The 18255-nt window shown below is 64.8% G+C and carries 16 protein-coding genes and 1 tRNA gene; 4 read left to right on the top strand and 13 right to left on the bottom strand.

All coding sequences use genetic code 11. From position 1 onward, the window contains the following. The 9 genes from B4L36_RS05185 to B4L36_RS05225 form a co-directional block, all read right to left on the bottom strand. Positions 1-320, bottom strand: a 320-nt coding sequence (locus B4L36_RS05185; protein WP_292953387.1) for a hypothetical protein, incomplete at its 3' end; no start/stop codon positions are given. Between the two features lie 263 nt (positions 321-583). Next, on the bottom strand, positions 584-1705 hold the full coding sequence (locus B4L36_RS05190) for an STAS/SEC14 domain-containing protein (protein ID WP_292953390.1): 1122 nt from the start codon (positions 1703-1705) through the stop codon (positions 584-586). A gap of 34 nt (positions 1706-1739) precedes the next feature. Beyond that, positions 1740-4118 carry an ATP-dependent helicase gene (locus B4L36_RS05195; RefSeq protein WP_292953393.1) on the bottom strand — a complete coding sequence of 793 codons (2379 nt, stop codon included), beginning with the start codon at positions 4116-4118 and terminating at the stop codon, positions 1740-1742. Positions 4119-4249: 131 nt separating this feature from the next. Next, positions 4250-5212, bottom strand: a complete 963-nt coding sequence (gene folE2, locus B4L36_RS05200) for a GTP cyclohydrolase FolE2 (protein WP_292953396.1) — start codon at positions 5210-5212, stop codon at positions 4250-4252. 104 nt (positions 5213-5316) lie between these two features. Beyond that, positions 5317-6495 (bottom strand): O-succinylhomoserine sulfhydrylase, encoded by a 1179-nt coding sequence (gene metZ / locus B4L36_RS05205; RefSeq protein ID WP_292953399.1) that lies wholly within the window; start codon positions 6493-6495, stop codon positions 5317-5319. A 348-nt stretch (positions 6496-6843) separates the two neighbouring features. Then, positions 6844-8169 carry a sigma-54-dependent transcriptional regulator gene (locus B4L36_RS05210; protein WP_292953402.1) on the bottom strand — a complete coding sequence of 442 codons (1326 nt, stop codon included), beginning with the start codon at positions 8167-8169 and terminating at the stop codon, positions 6844-6846. 22 nt (positions 8170-8191) lie between these two features. After that, positions 8192-9985, bottom strand: coding sequence for a sensor histidine kinase (locus tag B4L36_RS05215; protein WP_414692138.1), 1794 nt, complete (start codon positions 9983-9985; stop codon positions 8192-8194). A 63-nt stretch (positions 9986-10048) separates the two neighbouring features. After that, positions 10049-10717, bottom strand: coding sequence for a phosphoribosylformylglycinamidine synthase subunit PurQ (gene purQ, locus B4L36_RS05220; RefSeq protein WP_292953405.1), 669 nt, complete (start codon positions 10715-10717; stop codon positions 10049-10051). A 98-nt stretch (positions 10718-10815) separates the two neighbouring features. After that, a complete protein-coding gene (locus B4L36_RS05225; RefSeq protein WP_292953408.1) occupies positions 10816-11046 on the bottom strand; it encodes a DUF2061 domain-containing protein in 231 nt (76 codons plus the stop codon). Between the two features lie 108 nt (positions 11047-11154). Between B4L36_RS05225 and B4L36_RS05230 the strand changes: the two genes are divergently transcribed. Further along, entirely contained in the window at positions 11155-12024 is an 870-nt protein-coding gene (locus B4L36_RS05230) for a helix-turn-helix domain-containing protein (RefSeq protein ID WP_292953411.1), read from the top strand. Between the two features lie 69 nt (positions 12025-12093). On the opposite strand, the gene B4L36_RS05235 is transcribed toward B4L36_RS05230, so the two are convergent. Next, a complete protein-coding gene (locus tag B4L36_RS05235) occupies positions 12094-13305 on the bottom strand; it encodes an NADP-dependent isocitrate dehydrogenase (protein ID WP_292953414.1) in 1212 nt (403 codons plus the stop codon). A gap of 214 nt (positions 13306-13519) precedes the next feature. Between B4L36_RS05235 and B4L36_RS05240 the strand changes: the two genes are divergently transcribed. Next, positions 13520-14680: a Hint domain-containing protein gene (locus B4L36_RS05240; RefSeq protein WP_292953417.1), complete on the top strand. Its 1161-nt coding sequence runs from the start codon at positions 13520-13522 to the stop codon at positions 14678-14680. Between the two features lie 5 nt (positions 14681-14685). On the opposite strand, the gene B4L36_RS05245 is transcribed toward B4L36_RS05240, so the two are convergent. Both B4L36_RS05245 and B4L36_RS05250 read right to left on the bottom strand, forming a co-directional pair. Then, positions 14686-15813 carry an HD domain-containing protein gene (locus B4L36_RS05245; RefSeq protein WP_292953420.1) on the bottom strand — a complete coding sequence of 376 codons (1128 nt, stop codon included), beginning with the start codon at positions 15811-15813 and terminating at the stop codon, positions 14686-14688. Positions 15814-15820: 7 nt separating this feature from the next. Further along, complete coding sequence (locus B4L36_RS05250) at positions 15821-16483, bottom strand: alpha/beta hydrolase (RefSeq protein WP_292953423.1); 663 nt, start codon at positions 16481-16483, stop codon at positions 15821-15823. A gap of 166 nt (positions 16484-16649) precedes the next feature. Here B4L36_RS05250 and B4L36_RS05255 point away from each other — a divergent pair, with 166 nt between their 5' ends. After that, on the top strand, positions 16650-17108 hold the full coding sequence (locus B4L36_RS05255) for an Rrf2 family transcriptional regulator (protein ID WP_292953426.1): 459 nt from the start codon (positions 16650-16652) through the stop codon (positions 17106-17108). Between the two features lie 84 nt (positions 17109-17192). On the opposite strand, the gene B4L36_RS05260 is transcribed toward B4L36_RS05255, so the two are convergent. Continuing rightward, a tRNA-Tyr gene (locus B4L36_RS05260) sits at positions 17193-17276 on the bottom strand. 136 nt (positions 17277-17412) lie between these two features. Here B4L36_RS05260 and B4L36_RS05265 point away from each other — a divergent pair. Then, positions 17413-18216 carry a TrmH family RNA methyltransferase gene (locus B4L36_RS05265; protein ID WP_292953429.1) on the top strand — a complete coding sequence of 268 codons (804 nt, stop codon included), beginning with the start codon at positions 17413-17415 and terminating at the stop codon, positions 18214-18216. Positions 18217-18255 lie beyond the last annotated feature (39 nt).

Below are 18255 nucleotides of genomic sequence, written 5' to 3' on the forward strand. Positions count from 1 at the left end.
GCTTCACCCTCGCCTTCGGAAGCAGCGGCTTCACCCTCGCCTTCGGCGGCAACCGATCCCCCCTCGCCTTCGCCCTCGGCGCCCTTGCCCTCGCCTTCGGCGGCTGACGCTTCACCCTCGCCCTCGGCATTGACCGGCGCTTCGGCCGCGCCCCCCTCTCCTTCGCCCTCGGCTTGCGCGATGACATAGCTCGAGCGGCCCTCGATCCGCTCTGCCTGGGCCATCAGCGGCGTGCCGATGACCATGGCCGCGGCGCCGCCCAGGGCGACGATCCGCTTGGGGGTGATGCTCCGAAAGGTCCGTTTGTTCACGTCAGGCATATCCGACTCCTTTACTCAACTTTCGACGCGTTATCAGGGAAGTTTCTGAACCTGTCAATGCGCGATGTCGGCGAAGCGGAAAGGCAGCGCCGCCAGCGCCTTGCACGCACCGGCACGCCCTGCCGGGGATCAGGCGCCTTTCCCCTTGCGGGCAAGCTGACGCGACCGGAAAGGGATCGTGCAATCCAAGGCCGGGACAGATCGCAGAGGCAAGGGAAGGCGGCCGCCGAAGCGACGCACCGGCACAGGCGGCGGCTGAAAGGCTAGGCTTTCGGCCTTCGCGGGGCGGCGGGCTTGCGCGCCGGTCTTGCGGCGGAGCCGCGTTTTTTCGTGGCCGCCTTGCCATTGGTGGCGCCAGAGCTTGCCCCGGCCTTCCCGGATGCGGAGTCGCTGGCCAGGGGTTTCGCCGATCCCGGCTTCGCGACGGCTTTTTTCGCGGCGGTTCGGGATGCGGCCGCTTTCCGCCCGGTCGCGGGCCTTGCCGAAGCCGTCTTGCCGGTCGATCCCGCGGCCTCTTTCGCCGCAGCGGACTTCGCCGCGTCCGGCCTTGTCGCCCGCTGGCTGCGGGTCGAGGATTTCCCGGGCGCGGCACTGTCCTGCGCAGTCTTTCCGGAGCCGGATTTCTCGGGTTTCGCCGACCCCGCCCCTTCGGTGATCCACGAAGTCGCCGCCTGCATCGCGTCGCCGGGAAAGACCGCAACCTCGCCCGGCATCAGCGGCGCGAACATTTTCACCGATCGGGTGATCCAGCCGATATCGCTGACCACCGCGACCTTTTCAAAACTGCGCCAATGGGTCAGGCCCAGCCGCGCGTCGTCCCACATCGCGCCGGTCGTATAGGTTTCGAAATCCGGGCCAAGCTGCATCAGCAGCCGCAGCTTTCCATGTTTCCGTTCCATCTTGCGCACCAGCGGGATCAGCCGATCCTCGTAATCGCGCGAGGTGACTTCGCCCACCGCGCGGATGGCGATCACCTCTTCGGGGAATCCCTCCAGCAGAACGTAACCCTCGGGCTCCTTTTCGGACGAGCCGGCCCAGGCGATCGCCTGTTCCTCTTGGCTGACATCGAAATGGCGCACCCGCGCCCGCACGAAAATGTCGGCGATATTGGGCAGCATCGACAGGCCCATGGTGTCGGTGACAAGCGCCACCCGAGGCAGGACGGCGGCATGTTTGCGCACCACGTCGAAATGCGCCCGCAGAGCCGACAGGCCCTGCCATTGCGGCAGGCCGTTCAGCCGCACGACAAGCCCCGGCATCCGGTCGTTTTCGTTGGCGTAATCGTCGATGGCGCGTCCCAGAGCCTCGAAATCCGAGGCCGGGATCGCACCTTCGGGTCTGGCGGTGACGACATTGCGGCCGGTATCCACGTCGATGTTCAGCATCTTGCGTCCTTCCCTTCGGGGCCGCCCAGCCTTGCTAGAACGGCACGTCCTGTTCGCCCTCGGCGGGCTGCACATAGGCGGCCTTGATATTCCTGAAGCCCGCCGCGAATTGCACCGTCAGCGTATCCTCGGCGATTCCCATGATCCGGCCCTCGCCGAATTTCGCGTGTTGCACCGTATCGCCAACGCTGAACCGCGCCGCCGGTTCGGCGTCGATGGTGACGGGCATCCGATGCACGGGCGGCTTGCGGTCGGCCGCCCGCGCCTGCATCCGCTTCCATCCCGGAGAATTGTAGACGTCGGCGCGGGCCGCGCGGTCATGCATCTCGGTGCCGGCATTGGCCCCGGCAAAGGCCATCGCGGCGCCGTAGCCGCCGCCATAAAGTCCCGGCGGAGTCAGAACCTCGACGTGATCCTCGGGCAGTTCATCGACGAAACGCGAGGGCATCGAGGATTGCCATTGCCCGTAAAGCCGCCGGTTGCCCGCGAAGCTGATCGTGGCCAGCCGCTCGGCGCGGGTGATGCCGACATAGGCCAGCCGCCGTTCCTCCTCCAGCCCCTTGGTGCCCTGCTCGTCCATGGCGCGCTGGTTCGGGAACAGCCCGTCCTCCCATCCCGGCAGAAAGACCAGCGGAAATTCCAGACCTTTCGCGGCGTGCAGGGTCATGATGCTGACTTCTTCGCCAGCCTCGCCGTCGTCGCGATCCATGACCAGTGCGACATGCTCCAGGAATCCCTGAAGATTGTCGAATTCCTCCAGCGCCTTGACCAGTTCCTTCAGGTTGTCCAGCCGCTGCGGCGCATCGGGCGTCTTCTCGTTCTGCCACATCGCGGTATAGCCGGATTCGTCCAGAAGCCGCTCGGCCAGTTCGACATGGCTTGCGGCGCTGTCGATGGCGTCGGCGTGCCAGCGGCCGATGCCGCCCACGAAATCGCGCAGATTGGCCAGCCCCTTGCCGCCCAGCTGCTTTTCCTCGACCACGATCCGCGCGCCTTCCAGCAGGCTGACACCGCTGCGGCGCGCGACCGCCTGGATGGTCTGCACCGCCTTGTCGCCAAGCCCGCGCTTGGGCGTATTGACGATCCGCTCGAAGGCCAGATCGTCCTCGGGGCTGACCACCAGACGGAAATAGGCCATGGCGTCGCGAATCTCCTGCCGCTCGTAGAAGCGGGGGCCGCCGATCACCCGGTATGGCAGGCCGATCGTCATGAAACGGTCCTCGAAGGCGCGCATCTGGTGAGACGCGCGCACGAGGATCGCGATGTCGTTCAAACCGACGCGGCCGAACGCGGCGCGATGTCCGCCTTGAAAAGCCTCGATCTCCTCGCCGATCCAGCGCGCTTCGGCCTCGCTGTCCCAATGCCCGATCAGGCGCACCTTCTCGCCGTCCTCGGCATCGGTCCACAGGGTCTTGCCCAGCCGCCCGGCATTGGCCGTGATCAGCCCCGAGGCGGCCGCCAGAATCTGCGGCGTGGACCGGTAATTCTGTTCCAGCCGGATCACCCGGGCGCCGGGGAAATCGGCCTCGAAGCGCAGGATATTGCCCACCTCGGCCCCGCGCCAGCCATAGATCGACTGATCGTCATCGCCCACGCAGCAGATGTTGCGATGCCCCTGCGCCAGCAGCCGCAGCCACAGATATTGCGCGACGTTGGTGTCCTGATACTCGTCCACAAGGATATGGCGGAACCGGTCCTGCCAGCCTTTCAGCACGTCGGGATGGGCCTGGAACAGCGTCACGCAATGCATCAGCAGATCACCGAAATCGACAGCGTTCAGCGTCAGCAGCCGGTCCTGATAGGCCTGGTACAGCCGCCCGCCCCAGCCGTCGAAGGCCGCCGCCTCGCCGCGCGGCAATTGCGCGGGGGTCAGGCAGCGGTTCTTCCAGCCATCGACCAGCCCGGCCAGCTGCCGCGCCGGCCAGCGTTTCTCGTCCAGATTTTCGGCCTGGATCAACTGCTTCATCAGTCGGATCTGGTCTTCCGTGTCCAGGATCGTGAAGCTGGGCTTCAGATGCAACTCGCCATTGCCGACCAGTTCGGCATGGCGGCGCAGGATCTTGACGCTGATGCTGTGAAAGGTGCCCAGCCAAGGCATTCCCTCGACCACCTCGCCCAGCAGGCGGCCGATCCGCTCCTTCATCTCGCGCGCCGCCTTGTTGGTGAAGGTCACTGCCAGGATCTGTCCCGGCCGGGCCTTGCCCGACATCAGCAGATGCGCGATTCGCGTGGTCAGGGCCCGCGTCTTGCCGGTTCCCGCCCCCGCCAGCATCAGGACGGGTCCGTCCAACGCCTCGACGGCGGTACGCTGCGCCGGGTTCAGACCGTCCAGATAGGGCGCGGGCCGCGCGGCCATCGCCCGCTGTGACAGCGGGACCCCATCGAAATCGTCGGAATCGTCCAGAAGTTGCATCAGGTCAACATAGGGCCGGCGCTGGCACAAGGAAAGCCTTGTTCACCTTGCGTTCCTGAATTTGTCTTGGTGACAATATCCCGCAGGGGGTCCGGGGGACGCGAAGTCCCCGGCCGTCGCGGGACGCAAGCCTAAGCCCGCATTCCCGCGAAGGTCATCGGATCCAGAGAGGATTGGGCGAAGGTCGACCCCTCGACCAGCAGGCTGACCGCATCGTGGGAATGCAGCGATTCCTGATGGCTGGCGACGACCCGGAAATCGCCGATCTGCGGATTGTCCAGCAATCCCTTGGCAAAGGCCCGCACCGCGTCCTCGACGAATATCGGGTTCGCGGCGTTCAGTTCGGCGAAAGCCTGTTCGTCCTCGCGCTTGACCATGACCTGCGTCTCGGTCGGCACGGCGCGGCGACACATGTCGACCATATCCTCGAACCAGACCTTTTCCGGCCCCGTCATCACCGCTGATATCCGCGCGATCGAGCGTTGCGAATGCGGCGTCGCCAGCCTTCCACGCGCCTCGCGCGCATGTTCCGACAATTCCAGCGAACAGGGGCAGGTCGAGGAATAGACATAATCGAAATGCATGATCCGCAGACGCTGACCCCGATGTTCGGCCACTTCCAGGGCGATGTCGTAATACTGCCAGCCGGACAGGCCCGAACGCAGCGAATCGACCCGGATCGGGTAGGAGCAGCGCATCAGGATCCGTGCGTCGAAGGCGTCCAGATCGGTCTTGTAGTCGTCCAGCGCCGCCTCCAGCACCCTGAGGCTGAACAGGTGGCCGGAATGGGCGTAGAAGGACCGCATGATCCGGGACATGTTGATGCCCTTGCGGTCGGCCTCCAGCGAAACGGTGCCGGTCACGCTGGTTTCCAGCACGATCTCGCCGCCGTCGCGGGTCTGATAGGTGATCGGCAGCCGGAAATTCGAGATGCCGACATGCTGGATCGGCGCCCGCGCGCCCACGATCAGGCTGGCCGGGCCGTTCTGAAGATCGGGCATTCCCTGCCTGTAATCGGCATCGGCGCGGAATTCGGCGTCATAGTCACGGCTCAGCGCCGGATAGGCCGGGATCATCGGACGGGCTTCGGTCATGCAGGACATTCCCCTTGAGCAGCCCCGGAAATATGGGGCCGGGCGGTGCCATTCTAAAGGTCCGGATGCGACAAATCAGCCCCGGAACCGGCAACGGCGCGGAATCACCCCTCCAGGGCCTGGACCAGATCCGCGATCAGATCCTGCGGATCCTCCAGCCCGACCGACAGGCGCAGCAAACCGGACGTGATGCCCAGATGCGCACGGGCCTCGTCCGAAAGGCGCTGATGGGTGGTCGTCGCCGGATGGGTGACGATGGATTTCGCATCGCCCAGATTGTTCGAGATCTTCACGATCCGCAGGCGGTTCAGCGCCGCGAAGGCGGCGTCCTTGCCGCCGGCCAGCTCGATCGCGATCATCGTCCCGCCGGATCCCATCTGCGCCATGGCCAGATCATGCTGCGGATGATCGGCAAGGCCCGGATAGATGACCCGTGACAGGGCCGGGTGGCCTTGCAGAGCGCCGGCGATGGTCCCGGCCGCCTCGGCCTGCGCGCGCACGCGCAGGTCCATCGTGGTCAGGCCGTTCAGCATCAGCCAGCTGTGGAACGGGCTGATCGCGCCGCCGGTATGCTTCAGATAGGGCTCGGCCGTTCCCCTGATGAAATCGCGCGTGCCGCAGATCACCCCGGCCAGGGCACGTCCGCCGCCGTCGATATGTTTGGTCGCGGAATAGACCACGATATCGGCGCCCAGTTCGACCGCGCGCGAAAAGACCGGGGTGGCGAAAACATTGTCCACCACGACCTGCGCGCCCGCCGCGTGAGCCAGGTCGGCCACAGCGGCGAGGTCGATCACCTCAAGCCCCGGATTCGAGACCGATTCGAAGAAGACGGCCCTGGTGCCCGGCCGGATCGCGGTTTTCCATTGCTCCAGGTCGGTGCCGTCCACGTAGCTGACCTCGATCCCGAACCTGCGCAGCAGGTCCAGCACGTAAAGGCAGGATCCGAACAGCGCGCGGGCGGCGACCACGTGATCGCCCGGCACGCACAACGAAAACATCGCGCCGTTGACCGCCGCCATGCCGCTGGCCGTGGCAAAGGCATCCTCGGTCCCTTCCAGCGCGGCGATCCGGTCCTCGAACATGCGGCTGGTCGGATTGCCGTAGCGGGCATAGATGAATTCGTCAGGGCCGGATTCGACAAAGCGACCCGCGGCCTGTTCGGCGCTGTCATAGACGAAACCCTGCGTCAGAAAGATCGCCTCGGCCATTTCGCCATACTGGCTGCGGCGGGTGCCGTGATGAACGGCCCTGGTGCGGGGGCGAAACGCGTCCTGGCTCATGATCGTGCTGCCTTTCGATGTCCTCGACGGGGTTAAACCCGCGCGCGGACGATCGCAAGACAAAGGCCCACCAGAGAGCCCGTGCACCCGACAGTTGACCATAAGGACAAGTTGTTCTCCCACCGGATTTGCTGCATTTGCTCAATCACCGTCCGGCGGGTTTGCGGATGGTAGCGTGGGACCGGTTGGTGTTGTCCGTCCCCTTCGGCCCTGTCGGCCGGATCGGGGGAGGATCGTTTGACGAGTATGGTTCGCGCGTCCCTGCAAGATGTGTTTGTGACCCGTGTGCTGTTACCAGCAGGGGAAGGGGAGCTCCGGGGGCGAAGACCGCCCCCGGTTCAAATCCGCCTACAGGTAATCCCCGCGCTGCAAGCCGTATTTGGCCATCTTCTCGTTCAGCGTCCGGCGCGGCAGGCACAATTCGTCCATCACCCCGGCGATGCTGCCCTTGTGGCGGCGCATGGTATTGTCGATCAGCATCTTCTCGAAACTTTCGACATATTCCTTCAGCGGCTTGCCCTCGGTCGTGGTCGCCTGCTGCGTATCCTCGCCATCGGCCATCAGCAGCGAGGCGATGGATCCCGACCCGCGCCGGTTCTGCAGCACCGCCCGTTCGGCCACGTTGATCAGCTGGCGGATATTCCCGGGCCACGGCGCCTGCAGCAATTGCGCGGCTTCCTGGGCGCTGACCTGCGGCGGCTCGCAGCCGTATTCCTCGCTGAACTGTTCGGTCATGCGGGTAAAAAGCTGCAAGATGTCCTCGCCGCGCGCGCGCAGCGGCGGCAGCGCGATCTTCAGCGCCGACAGGCGATAGAACAGGTCGGGACGTAACGAATCCTCGGCCTTGCGGCCCTCGCCTCGGGCGTTCGAGATGGCGATGATGCGGGTCTCGGCCGGCGTTCCCTGTTCGCTGATGAATGCCAGCAGGCGGGCTTGCAACCCTTCGGACAGCGCCTCGACATCCTCGAGGCACAGGGTGCCGCCGCGCGCTTCCTCGACCGCCGGCAGGCCGTCCTCCATCGGACCGAACAGCCGCGCGGCCAACGCCTCGTCGTTATAGGCGGCGCAGGAGACGGGAACGAATTTCTTCGTTGCGCGCGGACCCACCGCGTGCAGGGCATGGGCGACCAGCGTCTTGCCGGTTCCGGTCTCGCCGTCGATCAGGACGTGCCCATCCGCCTGCCCCAGATCCAGGATATCCTCGCGCAGGCGTTCCATGACCGGGCTGGATCCGATCAGCTTGGACATGACCTGCTGGCCCTCCGACAGGTCGCGGCGCAGGGCGCGGTTGTCCAGCGTCATCCGCCGCGCCTGAGTGGCCTTCTTGGCCAGCTGCGTCATCTTGTCGGGATTGAACGGCTTTTCCATGAAGTCCATGGCGCCCAACCGCATCGCCTCGACCGCCATCGGCACATCGCCGTGGCCGGTGATCAGGATCACGGGCAGCGCCGAGTCCAGCCCCATCAGCCGCTTCAGGAACGCGATCCCGTCCATGCCGGGCATGCGGATATCGGACACGACAACGCCCGGCCAGTCCGCCCCGATGACCTTCAGGGCATCTTCGGCACTGGCATAGGTTTCGGTGTCGAATCCCGACAGGACCAGCCACTGGCTGATCGATTCCCGCATGTCGGGTTCGTCGTCAACAATCGCAATCTTCAGCTTGCGGGACATCGGGCATCCTCTCTCTTTGTTCTTATTCGGCGGCCATCGCCTCGCGCGATCGTCCGGGCCGGTGCAGGGGCAACTCGACCTGAAAGACGGCGCCGCCCCCGGTTTCGTTATGTGCGGTCAGGCGCCCCCCGAAATCCGCCACGATGGTAGAGGAAATCGCAAGGCCCAATCCGGTTCCTTCACCGGGCTTCTTCGTCGTCCAGAACGGTTCGAACAGCTTTTCCAGGTCGGAAACACCCGGTCCGTTGTCACGCACGGACACATAGGCGTGAGAGCCGCTCTCGACCGAGATGTCGATCTGCGCCTCGCGGCGGTCCCTGACCGCATCGATCGCGTTCCGCAGCAGGTTGATGATGACCTGTTCCAGCCGGATACGGTCGGCCAGCACCATCACGCGGCCGCGCGGCAGGTTGCGATTGACGCGGATCGTGCGCGCGCGAAGCTGAGGTTCCATCATCGTCAGCGCACTGCTGACCGCGGCGCGCAGATCGACCGGCTCGACCGCCTCGCCGCCCTTGCGGGCGTAGGATTTCAGCTGCCGGGTGATCGCGCCCATCCGCTCGATCAGATCGTCGATGCGCTGGAAGCTGGACAATGCCTCTTCGCCGCGGCCGCGTTGCAGCAGCAGCCGCGCGCCGGCCAGATAGGTCTTCATCGCGGCCAGCGGCTGGTTCAGTTCGTGGCTGACACCGGCCGACATCTCGCCCAGAGCCGCCAGTTTCGAACTTTGCTGGACCGTCTGCTCGGCCACCCGCAGCTCTTTCTGAACCCGTTCGCGTTCCGCGATCTCTCGGGTCAGGCGCAGGTTCAGGGCCCGCAGATCGGCCGATTCGCGCATATAGGCGGCCGATTGCCGCCGCGCCCGACGCGACAGGACGTAGAAGGTGCCCGCCAGCAGGATCGCAAAACCCATGATTTCCAGCGCGAGGACGGCGTTCACACGCTCGCGGATCGAAACATAGGTGGTGAAGCTGACCATCCGCCAGCCCCGGAACGGGATCCGCGATTCGTTGCGCATCACGGCGCGGCCCTGAAGATAGGCGTCGGCGGGGGGGCTGGTCCAGTCGGCCGTGACCTGGAATGCCCGCTGGATCGCTGACGGCGCCGATCGCACCGCCAGCGCCTCGGGCATGGTCAGCCCGCGCCAGCGCGGCTCGGTCGCCAGGATGATCGTGCCTTCGCTGTCGGTCACCGCAACGGCGTCCGAGATCCCCGCCCAGGACCGTTCCAGCCGGGTCAGATCCGCGCCCACCACGATCACGCCCAGCGTCTTGCCATCGGCCACCACCGCGCGCGAATAGGTGAATTCGAAGGCACCGGACCCCTGATTCGAGACCGTGAAGACCGTGTCGCGCGAGCGCAGCGCCTCGACATAATAAGGTGCCAGTGCGTTGTTGCTGCCAAGCTGATAGCGGTCGGTCGAGCCGACCGTGCGCCCGGAAGCGTCCAGAAGCCGGATCGAGGCCGCGCCGATTTCCTTCTGCGCCTCGATCAGCCGTGCCGAGGTCATCGAGAATTCGTTGCCCTGCAGCGACTGGATCAGCGTGGGGTCGCGCGCCAGCAGCAGCGGAACCACCTGATTGCGCTGCAATTCCGACATCAGATTGCCGGTATACAACGCCAGCCGCAATTCCGATCGGACACGGGTATTTTCGGAAAACCGCTCGGTCAGCCAGGTGTTGGTTGTCCAGATGGAAGCCAGCGCCGTCAGGAAGATCAGCGCGATGGCCAGGCGCAGCCACCACGGATTGGCGGGCTGGGGCCGGCCCGCGCGCGCGCCTTCGTCCAAGGCGCCGCTGTCCTGATCCTCGGTCACGGGTTCATCCGGCGAAAATCCTGTAATCGTCGCAATCTAGGCCCAGAAGGACGATCGCTCAAGTCAGGCGTGAACCAGATGGTCCACCAGCGACCGGAACAGCACCGCGCCATCGGTGCCGCCCAGATCGGGATCGGCGGCGCGTTCGGGATGTGGCATCAGCCCCAGAACGCGGCGGTTTTCCGACAGGATCCCCGCAATATCGGCGATCGAACCATTGATGCCCGGCGCATAGGTGAATGCGATCCGGTCCTGGTCGCGCAGTTCGGCCAGCCCGTTGTCGGTGATCTGATAATTGCCGTCGTGATGGGCCACGGGAATGGTGATCTGCTGTCCGGCGGCATAGCCGGCTGTGAAGGCGCTGGCGGTCGTGGCCACGTTCAGCCGCGCCGGATTGCACAGAAAGGTCAGCCCCCGATTGCGCATCAACGCGCCAGGAAGAAGCCCGAGTTCGGTCAGCACCTGAAAGCCGTTGCAGATGCCCAGCACGAAGCCACCCCTTCGGGCGTGGTCGCGAAGCGGCGCGGCGATGGGCGAATGCGCGGCGATGGCTCCGCAGCGCAGGTAGTCGCCATAGGAAAACCCACCCGGCACGCCGACCAGATCGGTGCCTTCGGGCAACGAATCGTCCTTGTGCCAGACCCGTTCCACGCGGGCCCCGGCGCGTTCCAGTGCGATGGCCAGATCGCGGTCGCAATTGGATCCGGGAAAGGTGATGATCGCGGCTTTCATGACGGGCTCCGGAGGGCGGGACGAGACGGGAATGTCCTTGCTGCGCAGGCGATAGCGGATTTCGTCGCCGTTGGAAAGCGGGCCGCTGTCCGCGCCCGCTATGCGCGGCGGGCGGCGGTGGCTGGCCGCGCGGCCCTGCCCCAGCCGATGCGCTGCCACAGACGTTCGTAGCCCGTGTAGAGAACGATTCCCAACGCCGCGTTGATCAGAGCGATAGACCCGCCGGCGCTGGCCGAACCGGTCACCAAAAGGCCCACCACCGTCATCACGACCAGCCCCAGCATCTGCCAGAGAACGGCCTTGGTCAGGGATCGGCGACGGGTTTCCATGTCCTGCTCCTTCTGTTCGGGATTGCGACAGGGCTATCATCCGGCCGACCCGCACAGAATTCCGAACATTGTTAGCATAAAGGCGCAAAGCGTGATAATTGTCACCACATGAAGAATCTTGTGGACAGGCGCGATCTTGCGCGGCAATTGCGGCGCAGGCTTTCGCGGATCATGGCAGAGACCGGCGAAACGCAGTCAGGTCTGGCCCGTGCGATCGGCGTGGATCGGTCGACCGTGTCGCAATTTCTTGCGGATGAGGGCGGGCGGATGCCCGGCGCGCATCTGGTTGCCTCGGCCGCGCGGCATTTCGGGATCAGCACGGACTGGCTGCTGGGTCTCAGCGAACATCAGCAGATGGCAACCGATCTGGTCGATGCCTCGTTGCAGGTGACGGCGGCCACGCGGGCGCTGATCGACGATCAGCTTTACCAATGGCATCAGCAGGCCGCGGGCTACAAGATCCGCCACGTGCCCACTGGCCTTCCCGACATGCTGAAAACCCATGAAATGCTGCGATGGGAATATGCCCGACACCGGACCCGCAGCACGGAACAGGCGATCGAGGCAAGCGAAAGGCGGCTGGACTGGATGCGGCAGACCGCATCGGACCTGGAGATCGCCATGCCGCGGCAAGAACTCGAGGCGCTGGCGCGGGGCGAAGGCTATTACGACGATCTGCCCGGCGCCCTGCGCGATGCCCAGCTTGACCATGTGCATGAGGTGACCGAACAGCTCTATCCCTCGCTGCGGGTCTGTCTTTTCGATGCGCGGGAATTGTTCTCGGCGCCGCTGACGGTGTTCGGGCCGCTGATGGCCGCCATCTACATCGGTCAGAATTACCTGGTTTTCCGGGACAGCGACCGGGTCCGCATCCTGACGACGCATTTCGACCAGCTCGTGCGTCACGCAGAAACAGGCGCGCGCGACCTGCCCGCTTTGCTGACGGGCCTGCGCGAAGCGAAAGGCCGCGCGGAATAATCCGCGCGGCCTTGCGAAGTCGGCACCCCCGCGCCCGGAACGATCGGCGGGATCAGATGGCGCGTGCGGTCAGGCGAGCGCCTTGTTCAGGTATTCATCCACCTTTTCCAGATAGCCCATCGTGGTCAGCCATTCCTGATCCGGCCCGACCAGCAGCGCCAGATCCTTGGTCATGAATCCATCCTCGACCGTCTGCACGGTGACCTTCTCCAGCGTCGTGGCGAAGTTCAGCAATGCATCATTGCCGTCCAGCTTGGCACGGTGCTTCAACCCGCCCGTCCAGGCAAAGATCGATGCGATCGAGTTGGTCGAGGTCGCCTTGCCCTGCTGGTGCTGACGGTAATGTCGCGTGACGGTGCCGTGGGCGGCCTCGGATTCGACGATCTTGCCGTCGGGCGTCATCAGCACGCTGGTCATCAGCCCCAGGCTGCCAAATCCCTGCGCAACCGTGTCCGACTGCACGTCACCGTCGTAATTCTTGCAGGCCCAGACATAGCCGCCCGACCACTTCATCGCGCTGGCCACCATGTCGTCGATCAGCCGGTGTTCGTAGGTGATGCCGGCCTTCTTGAAGCGATCTTCGAATTCCTCCTCATAGACCTTCTGGAACAGATCCTTGAAGCGACCGTCATAGGCTTTCAGGATCGTGTTCTTGGTCGACAGATAAACCGGCAAGCCGCGGTTCAGACCGTAGTTCATGCTGGCGCGGGCGAAGTCGAGGATCGAATCGTCGAGGTTGTACATCGCCATCGCGACGCCGGAACCGGGCGACTGGAACACCTCGTGCTCGATCGTCTCGCCGTCGTCGCCGACGAACTTGATGGTCAGCTTGCCCTTGCCGGGAAAGCGGAAATCGGTGGCGCGATACTGGTCGCCGAAGGCGTGGCGACCGACGATGATCGGCTGGGTCCAGCCCGGTACAAGCCGCGGCACATTCTTGCAGATGATCGGTTCGCGAAAGATCACGCCGCCCAGGATGTTGCGGATCGTGCCGTTCGGGCTGCGCCACATCTTCTTGAGGCCGAATTCCTCGACGCGCGCCTCATCCGGGGTGATCGTGGCACATTTGACGCCGGCGCCGTGCTTCTTGATCGCCTCGGCCGCGTCCACGGTGATCTGATCGTCGGTGCGGTCGCGTTCCTCGATGCCCAGATCGTAATATTTCAGGTCGATATCCAGATAGGGCAGGATCAGTTTCTGCTTGATGAAATCCCAGATGATGCGGGTCATCTCGTCGCCATCAAGCTCGACGACGGGGTTCTCTACCTTGATTTTCGACATGATGCCCCCTTTGGCGTTGGATTCGGATTGCCGCGGTCATACCCCGTCCGGTCGCGAAAGGAAAGAATGTATGCGACTGTATGCAATCAGCGTTCCGCGGGCGTTATTTTTAGGTTAACAACCTGATTTTAATAAATTTTCAAACTCAATCCCCATGCGTTTCCAGGTCGGACGTGATAGCCATCGTCGAGTTTTCAGCGTGGATGGTTTCAAAATGATCGAATACCCGACCTACAACATGATCCATCTGGGCCAGTTCGCGGACATCGATCCTGACGAACGCAGCTTTGCCTCGGAAAAAGCGACACGGATCTTTGCCGGGAAATCCTTCGGCAGCGCCGAGGATCCGCTTTACGGCAAGCTGACCGCCGTCACGATGCAGGACGACAACGGCGATGGTCAGTTGCTGACGAACAACTGGCGGGGCGAGCAGGAAAAGATCAGCTATTCGCTGAACGGAACGCAAACCGCCTCGCACGAGATCGATGGCGCCTTCACCGCCACCGAGGTCGCGATCACCCGCCTATTGCCCGATGGCCGGACCGATACGGTCAAAAGCATGGTCCGCATCTTCCAGGACACATCGGGCAACGTCTTCATGATTCCGCCGCCGGTGCAGGACAGCACGCAGGCCGAGGTCGCGGCCGTGACCACCTATCCCATCGTCTCGATCGCGCTGCCGCGGGCGCAGGATTTCAACGTCAATTACAATGCGGCCTATGCCGGGCGCCATGACATGGCCTCGTTCGCGACCGTCACCCCGCCCTGCTTTACCCTGGGCACGATGATCCTCACCGATCGGGGCGAACGGGCTGTCGAGGAACTGGTGCCGGGCGATCTGGTCTGGACCCGCGATCACGGCTTGCAGCCGATCCGCTGGGTCGGACGGCGCCGACTGGATCCGCCGGCGCTGGCGGCGATGCAGCGGATGCGCCCCATCCGCATCCGCGTGGGCGCCCTGGGCGACGGCCTGCCACGTCACGATCTGGTCGTGTCGCCCCAGCACCGGGTTCTGGTCCGCTCACCCATCGCGCAGCGCATGTTCGGCGCATCCGAATTGCTGGTTGCGGCCAAGCAGATGACCGAGATGCCTGGCATCGAGCCGGCCGCGGATCTGGATGAGGTGACCTATCTGCATCTGATGTTCGACCAGCACGAAATCGTGCTGTCGAACGGGGCCGAGACCGAATCACTCTATCCCGGCCCGCAGGCGCTGCTGTCTCTGGGACCGGTCGCCGAGGAAATCTTTACCCTGTTTCCGGATTTGCGCGATCGCAGCGACGCCTTTCCCGCGGCGCGGCCCTTTGCCACCGGCAAGCGTGCACGCCACCTGGTCGATCGCCACAACGCCAATGCCCGCCCGCTGGTGGTCTGAGTGGCTCAGCCGAACCATCCCTTGATCTCGCCATGCAGCCATGACCAAAGGCCGGGTGCCCCGGCGGCAATCCTGGTTCCGACCCGGGTTTCGATATCGCCCAGCGTGACGGCATATTCGCGCCAGCCGTTTCCGCCCGAGCGCAGGTTCTGCACGGCCGGCTGACAGCGATCCAGGGCCTTTGCGAAAACCGCGTCCGGTGTCGCCGCGGCCTCGAACTCGGTCCACAGCGCCAGCAATTCGGCGGCCTGATCCTGCGGCAGAAGTCCGAAAATGCGGCGCGCGGCGCGGGCTTCGGCCGCCTGAATCCGGGGCGATCCGTGGGCCTGACCCTGGGCCGAATGCAGCGGCACGTCGCCCACATCAATCTCGACCAGATCATGAATCAGCAGCATCCGGATCACCCGGCCGATATCGACCGCGCCCTTGGCAAGATCGGCCAGGACCAGCGCGTAAAGCGCCACGTGCCAGCTGTGTTCGCCGCTGTTCTCGCGCCGCGACCCGTCGATCAGCGTATTGGCCCGATAGACCGATTTCAGCCGATCGGCCTCGGCCAGAAAGGCCAGCCGCCGTGCCAGATCGCCGTCGGGCACGGCGCGGCCCCGCATCAGGGCTTCGGCGGCCGCAGCCGCCTCGGGCCAGTCCTGCCGCAATCGCCTGGCGCGGCCGCCATTCAAGTTGGCCTGTACGATCCGGACGTGATCGGGCCGCGGCGTGGCAGCAGAGACGACCTGAAACAACGGATTGGCGTGATCCATGCGCTTGGCAAAGTTCGCGTCGGACGAGGCGGCCGCCTCGAATTCGGCCCAGATTCCGCGCAAATCGCCTGAATCGCCTGCAAGCCCGAAAATGCGGTCGGCCGCCCTGGCTTCGGCCCGGGCAAGGGCCGCGGCATCGTGATCCAGATGGATCGGTTGATCGCCTGCATCGATCTCGACCAGGTCGTGCAGCAGCAGCATGGCGATGGCGCGGTCCGATCCGCCGAACACCATCGCCCACAGCGCGGCGTGCCAGGAATGTTCGGCGCTGTTCTCGGACCGCGACAGATCCATCAGCACATTCGCGCGGCGGACCGTTTTCAGCCGATCCGCCTCGCACAGAAAGGCGATCTGGCGGGCGATACGATCCGACACGGCCGTCTCAGCGGCTGCTTTCGGTCAGGCGCCGGCGGACATAGTTCTGCACCAGCCCGATCATCGGATTCATATGCGTCTCGTCGTCGCGGAAAAAGTGGTCAGCGCCCTCGATTTCCTCGTGGGTGATGGTGATCCCCTTCTGTTCGCGCAACTTGCCGACCAGTGTGTGGGTGTCCTTGGGCGGCGCCACCCGGTCGGCGGTGCCATTGACGATCAGCCCCGACGAGGGACAGGGCGCGAGAAAGCTGAAATCATACATGTTCGCGGGCGGAGAGACGCTGATGAAGCCGGTGATCTCGGGGCGTCGCATCAAAAGCTGCATCCCGATCCAGGCGCCGAAACTGAACCCCGCCACCCAGCAATGCTTGGAATTCGGGTTCATCGCCTGCAGGTAGTCCAGCGCCGAGGCGGCATCGGACAATTCGCCGATCCCCTGATCGAATTCGCCCTGACTACGCCCGACGCCGCGGAAATTGAACCGCATCACGGTGAAGCCCATGTTATGGAACGCATAATGCAGGTTATAGACCACGCGGTTGTTCATCGTGCCGCCGTATTGGGGATGCGGATGCAGGACGATGGCGATGGGGGCGTCGGGCTTGCCCGGCTGCGGGTGATAGCGGCCCTCGAGGCGGCCTTCGGGGCCGGGAAAAATCAGCTCTGGCATCGTCGTCCTTCACGAACTTGGTGGTTCCTTGACGCCTTCGCGTCCGGCTTCTAGACCGTATCATCTGGGAAGCCGGCACCGATTGCGCAAGAAACGGGCCTCGGCGGCATAACGCAGCCGTGCGACACCCGTCAATGCGGCGTGCACGGCGAGGGGAGAGCGGGCGATGAAACTGTCGACCAAGGGGCGCTATGCCATCATTGCGCTGACCGATCTGGCGATCGCGCGCCAGGACGAGATGACTTCGCTGGCCGAGATTTCGAAACGCCAGGACATCTCGCTGCCCTATCTGGAACAGCTTTTCGTGCGGCTGCGACGCTCGGGTCTGGTGACCTCGGTGCGCGGCCCCGGCGGCGGGTATCGCCTTGCCCGCGCGGCCGAAACGATCCGCATCGCCGAGGTGCTGGAGGCGGTCGACGAAACCGTCAGCGCCATGCATGTCGGCGCCGGGGCCTCGGGCGGGGTGTCGGGATCGCGGGCGCAAACGCTGTCGAACCGGCTGTGGGAAAGCCTGTCGGCGCATGTCTATGTCTTCCTGCACAATCACACGCTGGGCGACGTGGCCAAGAACCAGCTGCTTCCCTGCCCCGCCTTACCGCAGATCCTGAACGTCGTGGATGAATGACAGGAGGCAGCCGGTCGGCGGCAAGATTTCAAGGCAGGTCTCGCCAGATGCAACCAGCGGCGAAGCACTTGATCTGATGAAAGATGGTGGGCGACCCTGGAATCGAACCAGGCATGGGTCTCCCCGGCGGAGTTACAGTCCGCTGCCGCACCTTGCAGCACGTCGCCCGCCGACAGCCTTCGGCGTGGGGGCGTGATTAGCCGCGACGCCCAAGGCCGTCAAGCGGATTTCCCGCCCTCATCGGCCGGGGCTTGCACAGCCCTTCCGGGACGCGCAAGAGGACAGCATGCGAAAGGATCCGCAGATGGCCGACAGACCCGGAAAACCCAGAAAGCCCGCATGGGTGATTGACAAGGAACGCACCCGCCGCGCGGCGGCGGCCGAGACGGTCTGGCTGTTCGGCCTGCACGCGGTCCGCGACGCGCTGGCCAATCCGGCGCGGGAAAAACTGCGTCTGGTGGCCACGCGCAACGCCGTGGACCGGCTGGGCGATCTGTCCGGCATGACGCCCGAAATCACCGATCCGCGCGTCTTCGCCAAGACCGTGCCGCTGTCCCCCGATAGCGTCCATCAAGGTGCCGCGCTGGAGGTGAAGCCGCTGAAATGGGGCAGTCTCAGCGAAGTCGCGCTGCGCCAGGCACCGGGCGAGGCGCGCCCCCTGCTGGTGGCGTTGGACCGGGTCAGCGACCCGCACAATATCGGCGCGGTCCTGCGTTCGGCCGAGGTGTTCGGCGCCCGCGCGGTGATCGCGCCCGCCCGTCATTCCGCGCCCGAGACCGGCGCGCTGGCCAAGACCGCCTCGGGCGCGCTGGAACGGCAGCCCTATCTGCGGGTGCCGAACCTGGCCGAGGCGCTGTCGCAGCTGAAGGCGATGGGCTTCGTGCTGATCGGTCTGGATGGCAGCGGCAGCCGGCCCCTGCCCGATCTGCTGAGCGATCTGGACGGCCGCGCGATCTGTCTGGTTCTGGGGGCCGAGGGGCCGGGAATGCGCGATCTGACCACCAGAAGCTGCGATCACGTGGCGCGAATTCCCTTTGCCGCCGATTTCGGGTCGCTGAACGTGTCGAACGCGGCCGCCGTGGCGCTGTATGCGGCGGCACAACGCTGACTTCACTTCCCTGCGACGATTTGCGTGTGGGCGTTGAGA

The organism is Paracoccus sp. UBA889, from assembly GCA_002294185.1.
Lineage (GTDB): Bacteria > Pseudomonadota > Alphaproteobacteria > Rhodobacterales > Rhodobacteraceae > Paracoccus.